Here is a 7527-nt window from a genome sequence, read left to right as displayed (position 1 = left end):
GCCCGTATCTCCGCCCGTGTCTCCGCCGGTTTCTCCGCCGCCCTTCCAGGCACAGTCTCCGGCGCCGCCCGCCGGGACGGAGCAGCCCGCACCTGAGCGGCCGGGGCCGCCGCCGGTCCCGCCGCCGGCGCCGGAGCCGCCCGCGGCGAGTTGGCCGCCGCCGGACGCGACCACCGCGGACGCGACGACGGCGGACTCCCCGCCGCCGTTCGCACCGCCCGCCCCGGCTCCCGCCTCGCCGCCCGCAGCGGAGCAGGCGACGCAGCTGGACACCGACGCGTTCAGGACCCAGCTCGACCCGGGCCCGGCGTGGCCCGGCGCGGACTCGCAGGCGGCACCGCCCGAGCCCCCTCCCCCGGCGCCGTCGCCGGTTCCGGCGGCCGAGCCGCAGGCGGATCTGCCGCCGCCTCCGGTGCCGGTGCCCGAGCCGCCGCCGCCGATGCCGCCGGCGCCCGTCCCCGAGCACGGCCCGCAGATCGCCGAGGCGTACGGGACGCGGTTCCTGTGCGGCGCCGACGACATCGAGCGGGTGGTGACCGAGGTGCGGCGGCGCGGCAAGTGGGCGCGGCGGCTGCGGGGCCAGGAGGTGTCGAGCGCGTCGGCGCCGGCGCTGCTGCTGATCGGGGCGCCGTCCAGCGGGCAGCGGCGGCTGGCGCGGATGGTCGCGGCGGCGCTGGCGGAGGTGGAGGCGTCCAGCGGCGAGGTCCGCGCCGCGCACGCCGAGGACCTGCGCGAGCACGGCCCCGACGGGCTGCGCGCGGTGCTGGACGAGCACGCGGGCCACGTCCTGCTCCTGGACGGCCTGGACTCGCTGATCCTGGACGAGTCGCAGGGCCCGGCGTACGCGTCGGTGCTCTACCGGACGCGGCTGGAGGGCGTCAACGACACCGCGCTGCTGGCGACGTGCGAGCCGGACCGGGTCGGTGAGCTGTCGGCTGCGTCGCCGGAGCTGGTGACGGACCTGCGGGCGGTGCGGCTGCCGGATCTGAACGCCCCGGAGGCGCGCGCGGCGCTGGTGGGGCTGCTGGCCGAGGAGCGGCGGCTGCGGCTGCGGCCGGACGCGCGGGCGGTGGTGGACCGCGATGTGGCGGAGCTGCGCCCGCGGGGGCGGCTGACCGGCGCACGGCTGGTGGAGGCCTACCTGGACCGGGCGGTGACGCGGCATCTGGGCAGCGCGGAGGAGACGCGGGCGATCGGCGGTGCGCTGTCGCTGACGGCGGCCGACTTCGAGGGGCTGGCGGCGGAGCTGTCGGGCCGCTGACCCATCCCGCCCGGGCGGTGCGGGGGTGCCGCGGTGGCCCGATTCGCCTTGCCCTGAGGGGATCTGGGCCCCCTCGGGGCGGCGGATTGTGGGTGCGGGGGGTCACGATGGGTTCGTGGATCGCGTCGACCGGCTGCTGGCGCTCATCGCGGAGCTGCGCGCGGCCTCCCCCGAGCCGGTGGATCCGGCCGTCCTGGCGGGGCGGCTGCGGGTCAGCGAGCGGACCGTCCGCCGCGACCTGGAGCTGCTGACGCACGGCGGGCTGCCGGTGCGGCATGCGAAGGGCCGCGGGTACTCGCTGCCGGGGGCGGCGGAGCCCGAGCCGCTGAGCGAGGCGGGGTCGCTGACGGGCCCGGTGCGCGACACGCTGGCCGAGGCGGTCCGGACCCGGCGGGTGGTCCGGCTGGCCTACACCGACCAGGCGGGGGCGCGCAGCTTCCGCGACGTGGAGGCGCACGGCCTGGTCGTCGCCCCCTACGCCGAGTACCTGGTGGGGTGGTGCCGGATGCGGGACGGGCCGCGGATGTTCCGGCTGGACAGGATCGGCGCGGCGTACCTGTCGGGGCGGGGCGCGGAGGTCCGCGACCTGGACGAGCTGCTGGCGGCGCTGCGGGTGCCGATGCCGCGCCCTGCGCCGGGGCCGGAGCCGCGGGGCCCGGCGGGCGCGGCGCGGGCGCGGGCGTGGACGCTGGACCGGCTGGAGTTCGTGCGGTCGCGGCTGCGGGACGCGGCGGCGGAGGTCCGTCCCGCGGCGCCGGGCGGTGGCGGCGGCGCGGCGGCGCTGCGCGCGGTCCTGGGCCATCTGGCGGAGTGGACGCGGTGGCAGGTCGCGGCGGTCCGGGCGGCCGCGACCGGCGAGGAGCCCGTCCTGGACGGGCGCCGCCCGCGGTTCCCGGCGGGGTTCGGCCGGGAGATGCCCTACGACGCGCGGGAGCGGATGATCCAGGACGCGATGGCGCTGCGGTCGCTGGCGGATCTGGCGCGGGACCTGCAGGAGGTGCTGGAGGCGGCGGGGCACTGGGCGGCGGGCTGCGACGACGCGCTGTGGGAGGCCGAGCTGCCCGATCCGCGGCCCTTCGGCGCGCCGGGCCCGCCGCGTCCGCTGGCGGATCTGCTGGCGGGGTGGCGGGGGCCGCTGGCGCACATCGAGTGGCATCTGGACCGGCTGTCCGACGAGCCGCCGCCGGCGCCGTCGGGCGACGACGAGGACGTGTGGGTCGTGGACCGCTGCCCCCTGCAGGCCTGACGGCGCCGGAGGCACACCGCGTACCGGGCGTGACCGGGCTCAGCCGTGCAGGGCGGGCCGGTAGACGAGCTCTTGGGTGCGGCCGTCGAGTGTCCGGCTTTCGAGCAGTTCGAGGTCGAAGTCGGGCGCGTCTTCGAACACCGGGTCCGCCCCGGTGCGGCCGGCGATGACGGGGAAGAGCGTCACCTGGACGCGGTCGACCAGTCCGGCGGCCATCAGCGCCCGGTTCAGCGACAGGCTGCCGTGCGAGCGCAGCGGCACGTCGGACTCCCGCTTGAGCCGGGCGACGACGTCGGCGGTGACGGCTCCCCGGAATCAGGCGGGCAGGCGGCGTGCGATGACCGGAACCACGATCACGGCGGCGACCGCGTGCGTCAGCATCAGCAGCCCCCTCGTGCTCGCGGACGCGTCCGCGAGCACGTCCGGCACCAGCGACAACGCGGTGAGCGCGATCGTGGTGCGGACGAACGCGCGGCGCGGGCGGCGTGCCGTGCGGGCCAGGACCAGGGCCAGCGCCAGGCCCACCACGGAGAAGACCGCGGTCAGCACGGCGAACCCGGCCACCGGAATCGCCTTGCCGCCGACGGCCAGGCTGATCCCGGCGGACTCACCGGCCACGGCGACGGCCGCGGTCGCCGCGGCGGCGGCGCCCGCGGCGGTCAGACCGCCGATGATCAGCGGCAGCGCGGGAGCGGTGGTGGCGGACTTCGCCGGAGCGGTGGTGGTGATGGGCATCGTGGTCTCCGATGTGCGGCGACCGGCCCGTTGCCGGTCTCTCACCATGGCCACGAACGGACCCGGCGCCATCCGACACCCCGCGGCAAAGAATCTGAACCGAGCCCCCGGCGCGGTCGCGAGGCGATGCCCGGGGGCGGAGCGGGACGGGGGCGCGGTCAGGACGGGTTGAGCAGGCGGGTGAACCAGACGGTCTTGCCGGTCTCCTCGGGGCGGGCGCCGTGGTCGGTGGCCAGGGCGGCGACGAGCAGCAGCCCGCGCCCGGCCTCGGACCAGTCCGGCACGGCCGGCGGCGCGGGCGCGGCGGGCAGGGCGGGGGCGGTGTCGCCGATCTCGGCGCGCAGGTCGCGGCCGTCCAGGCGCAGCGTGAGGCGGACGGGTCCGGTGCCGTGCACGACGGCGTTGGTGACCAGTTCCCCGACCATCAGGACGACGTCGCCGATGTCGCCGGGGTCGGTGACGCGCCAGCCGCGCAGCGCCCGCGCGGTGAGGGCGCGTGCGGCGGCGGGGGCCCGCGGCCCGGCGGGCAGGTCCCATGCCGCCGTGTTCGCTGCCGCCGTGTCCGCCTCCTGTGGTGCGCCGGTCCCCGCGCCGGCGTCAAGGGCTCCGCGCGCGTCGTTCCCCTGGACGCCGCCGCCCGAGCCGTTGCCCGCGTTGTCGCCGTGTCCGCCGCCCGGCTCGTCGTCGGTCTGGCCCGCGGCTCGGTCGCGGGCGGGCTGCGCGGCCGCCTGCGTCCCCTTCCGCGTTGTCCCGGTCCCCGTGGTGTTCACGTGCGCGTCTCCTCACCTGTGCCGGCCGTCCGTCGGCGGGGCCGGTGGCGGTGCGGCCGCGCCGGCGGTCCCCTGGCCGGCGGCCGCGGTCCCCCGATTCCCGCGTTCGCTTACATTCAGGGACGCATCGCCCGCGGGGGCGGTGCACGGGCGAAGGGAACCCTCACCCGCGGGTGAGGTGATCGGCGCGCCGGGGGGTGCGGTGGAGGAGGCACCGCCCGGGAGCCGTTACAGTGGACGGGTCGGTGTGGCATGTGTCCCCCGGGCTCTACCTGATGCCTTCGGGGAATACCGCCGGTCCCATGCGGTCCGGGCTGGAGCTTCGTTGTGCCTTTCGCCGTGAGGCGACCACCACACCGGCTTGAACGCCGAGCCCCCGGCGAGTATCGCAACTCGCCGGGGGCTCGGCGTTCGTGTCTCCGGCCGCGGGGCCGGCGCTCGGACGGCGCTGTGTTCGGGGCTGTGTCTAGGGCGTGGCGTGAGGGTCGGGGCGGGGGGTCATAGGGCGGCGGCCGCGACGGCGGCGCCGACCGCGGCGAGGACGATGATGACGGCGGCCGCGGCGAGGACGACGGTGCGGGCACGGCGGCGGGGTGCGCCGAGCCGTGCGAGGCGATGGGCCAGCCGCGGGTCGTCCTCGCTCAGGCGGACCTCGATCTGGGTGAGGATCCGCTGCTCCTCCATCGACAGCGCCATGCTCATACCTCCGGGGGGTCAGGTGTCTTCTTCCTCCCCCCGGAGCATGATCATTATCCCTTCGGGGCGGTGACCGTCACGCCTCGCGCGGGGGCGCTCTGGTGGTGGCGGCGGTCCAGCGCGGTGACGTAGTAGGTGTAGGTGCGGCCGGGCTCGGCGCCGGGGTCGATGATGCCGCCGCCGCGGACGTCGGCGATGAGGTGCCCGGGGTCGACGGGGGCGCAGCCGGGGCGCTCGCCGTCGGCGCGGTAGACGGCGTAGGTCGCGGCGTCGCGCGAGGGCCGCCAGGTGACCTTGACGCCGTCGTCGTGGGGTTCGGCGGCGGTCTCCTGGACGGGCTGGGGCGCGTCGCCGCCGGCGGCGGCGGGCCGCAGGGCAGGGCGGCGGTAGTGGTCGTCGCGGAGCCGCTCGGCGAACCCGCGGCGGTTCTCGGTGATGTCGGTGGCGCTGAAGTACACGTCGCCGCGGACCTGCGGGTACTTGTCGTTGAGGGTGAGGTGCCGCGACAGCTCGGCGGGGTCCTTCCAGGCGGCGTCGGCGCCGACGCGGTAGGCGCCCTGCCCGATCGTCAGCTGCACGTCGGTGCCCTCGACCTGCTCGGCCCACCACGCGACGAGCTCGGCGTAGTCGGCGCGGGGGTCGCCGATCGGCCAGTACAGCTGCGGGGTGATGTAGTCGACCCACCCCTTCTTGATCCACTTGCGGGTGTCGGCGTAGATGTCGTCGTAGCTCTGCAGCGCGCGGGTGTCGGATCCGGCGGGGTCGCTGTTCTTGTTGCGCCACACCCCGAACGGGCTGATGCCGAACTGCACCCACGGCTTGGCGTCGTGGATCTTGCGGGACAGGTCCTCGATGAGCAGGTCGACGTTGCGGCGCCGCCAGTCGCCCTTGTCCATCCCGCCGCCGTGGGCCTTGTAGGTGGCCTGGTCGGAGAACTCGCCGCCCTCGGGGTAGGGGTAGAAGTAGTCGTCGAAGTGGACGGCGTCGATGTCGTACTTGCCGACGACGTCCATGACGGCCTTGGTGGCCAGTTCCCGCACCTGCGGGATGCCCGGGTCGTACCACATGCCGCCGCCGTACTCGCGGACCCAGCCGGGGTTCTTGCGGGCGGGGCTCTTGGCGTCCAGCTTGTCCAGGTCGGTGTGGCGGGCGATGCGGTAGGGGTTGAACCAGGCGTGGAACTCCAGGTTGCGGGCGTGGGCCTCCTCGAGCATGAACTCCAGGACGTCGTAGCCGGGGTCCTTGCCCTGCGTCCCGGTGATCCAGGTGGACCACGGCTCGATCGGCGAGTCGTAGAACGCGTCGGAGTTGGGGCGGATCTGGACGAACACCGCGTTCATGTTCATCTGCCGGGCGGTGTCCAGGAGCCGGGTGAACTGCTTCTTCTGCTCCGCCGCGGACGCGCGGGGGTCCTTGGGCCAGTCGATGTTGCCGACGGTGGCGATCCACATGGCGCGCAGCTCGCGCTCCTTGGAGTCGCCGGGCGCGGGGACGTCGGCGCACTCGGCGCGCGCGCCGGCCGGGACGGGCGCGCGGCCGTCGCCGCCGCGCTCGTCGGTGCCGCCGAATACGGGGATGCCGCAGCCGGCGAGCGCCCCGGCCGCCATCGCCGCCGTGAGTGCCGCCGTAACCGCTCGGATCTTGGATCGCCACATAGCGCGCCCATTGTTACCCACGCGGAGCGATGCTGCGTACGGAACGCCTCCCCGCCCGCCCCCCTGGGCCCAATGCCCACATCATCCCCAATCGTCCCCTTTTCGCGTCGTCCCGCGTTGCGATCTTCGAACACACGTTCCATACTGGCCGGACGTTTCTCGCTCCCATGTTCGAGAGGGGCCGCGTGTGCGGTGGGACCATCTGCGGCTGGACGGCGGCGTCCCGCCCGGCGCGGCGCCGCCGGCGGCGCCGCTGATCGAGCGGCGCGCGGTCGCGCGCACGTTCGGCACGCCCGAGTTCCGCGGCATGACGTTCTACGAGGTCCACGCCCGGACGATCATCAACAGGGTCCCGGAGGCGTCCCGGGTGCCGTTCCGCTGGACGATCAACCCCTACAGAGGGTGCAGCCATGCCTGCAATTACTGTTTCGCCCGGAAAACGCACGAGTATCTTGACTTGGATGCGGGGGCGGACTTCGACTCGCGGATCGTGGTGAAGGTCAACGCGGCCGAGCGGCTCCGCGCGGAGCTGGCGGCGCCGCGGTGGCGGGGCGAGCACATCGCGATGGGCACCAATGTGGACTGCTACCAGCGCGCCGAGGGCCGCTACCGGCTGATGCCGGGGATCCTGGCGGCGCTGCGCGACGCGGGCAACCCGTTCTCGGTCCTGACCAAGGGCACCCTGATCCTGCGGGACCTGCCGCTGCTGCGGGAGGCCGCCGAGCGCACGGCGGTGAGCGCGGCGGTGTCGGTCGGCTCGGTCGACCGGGACCTGGCGCGGCTGGTGGAGCCGGGCGCCCCGCCGCCCCGCAGCCGCCTGGAGGTGGTGGCGGCGCTGAACGAGGCGGGTATCGGCTGCGGGGTGCTGATGGGCCCGGTCATCCCCTACCTGTCGGACTCCCCCGCCCAGCTCGACGCCGCGGTCCGGCGGATCGCCGACGCCGGCGCCACGTCGGTGTCGGCGATCACGCTGCACCTGCGGCCGGGCGCCCGCGAATGGTTCCTGGCGTGGCTGCGCGAGCACCACCCCGGCCTGGTCGTCCCCTACGCGCGGCTGTACCGGGGCGGCGCGTACGCGCCCAGGGAGTACCAGGACGCCGTCTCCCAGCGCGTACGCGACCTGGCCGCCGAGTACGGCATCACCGGCCGCGCCCGCCACCGGCC

The 7527-nt window shown here is 75.7% G+C and carries 6 protein-coding genes and 2 pseudogenes; 3 read left to right on the top strand and 5 right to left on the bottom strand.

Annotated features, from left to right (window positions below):
• Positions 1 to 1261: pseudogene (locus E1266_RS33555) on the top strand (hypothetical protein); the annotation flags it as partial.
• A 115-nt stretch (positions 1262 to 1376) separates the two neighbouring features.
• On the top strand, positions 1377 to 2507 hold the full coding sequence (locus E1266_RS39035; RefSeq protein WP_207946074.1) for a WYL domain-containing protein: 1131 nt from the start codon (positions 1377 to 1379) through the stop codon (positions 2505 to 2507).
• A 39-nt stretch (positions 2508 to 2546) separates the two neighbouring features.
• Here the strand turns inward: E1266_RS39035 and E1266_RS33545 are convergent.
• The 5 genes and pseudogenes from E1266_RS33545 to E1266_RS33525 form a co-directional block, all read right to left on the bottom strand.
• A pseudogene (locus E1266_RS33545) lies at positions 2547 to 2792 on the bottom strand (dihydrofolate reductase family protein); the annotation flags it as partial.
• Positions 2793 to 2822: 30 nt separating this feature from the next.
• Positions 2823 to 3242, bottom strand: a complete 420-nt coding sequence (locus E1266_RS33540) for a DUF6069 family protein (RefSeq protein ID WP_132054017.1) — start codon at positions 3240 to 3242, stop codon at positions 2823 to 2825.
• A gap of 158 nt (positions 3243 to 3400) precedes the next feature.
• The gene (locus tag E1266_RS33535) at positions 3401 to 4012 is read right to left on the bottom strand and encodes an ATP-binding protein (RefSeq protein ID WP_132054015.1); all 612 of its coding nucleotides are present in this window, start codon (positions 4010 to 4012) and stop codon (positions 3401 to 3403) included.
• Positions 4013 to 4510: 498 nt separating this feature from the next.
• Positions 4511 to 4708, bottom strand: coding sequence for a DUF3040 domain-containing protein (locus tag E1266_RS33530; protein ID WP_132054013.1), 198 nt, complete (start codon positions 4706 to 4708; stop codon positions 4511 to 4513).
• Between the two features lie 53 nt (positions 4709 to 4761).
• A complete protein-coding gene (locus tag E1266_RS33525; protein WP_243719212.1) occupies positions 4762 to 6315 on the bottom strand; it encodes a family 10 glycosylhydrolase in 1554 nt (517 codons plus the stop codon).
• Positions 6316 to 6550: 235 nt separating this feature from the next.
• Here E1266_RS33525 and E1266_RS33520 point away from each other — a divergent pair.
• The coding region (locus E1266_RS33520; protein WP_132054009.1) for an Rv2578c family radical SAM protein at positions 6551 to 7527 on the top strand (977 nt) is incomplete at its 3' end.

Origin of the sequence: Actinomadura sp. 7K534 (genome assembly GCF_004348575.1) — a bacterium.
Lineage (GTDB): Bacteria > Actinomycetota > Actinomycetes > Streptosporangiales > Streptosporangiaceae > Spirillospora > Spirillospora livida.
Note: the sequence above shows the minus strand (reverse complement) of the source record. Positions and strands in the feature narration are given on the sequence as shown.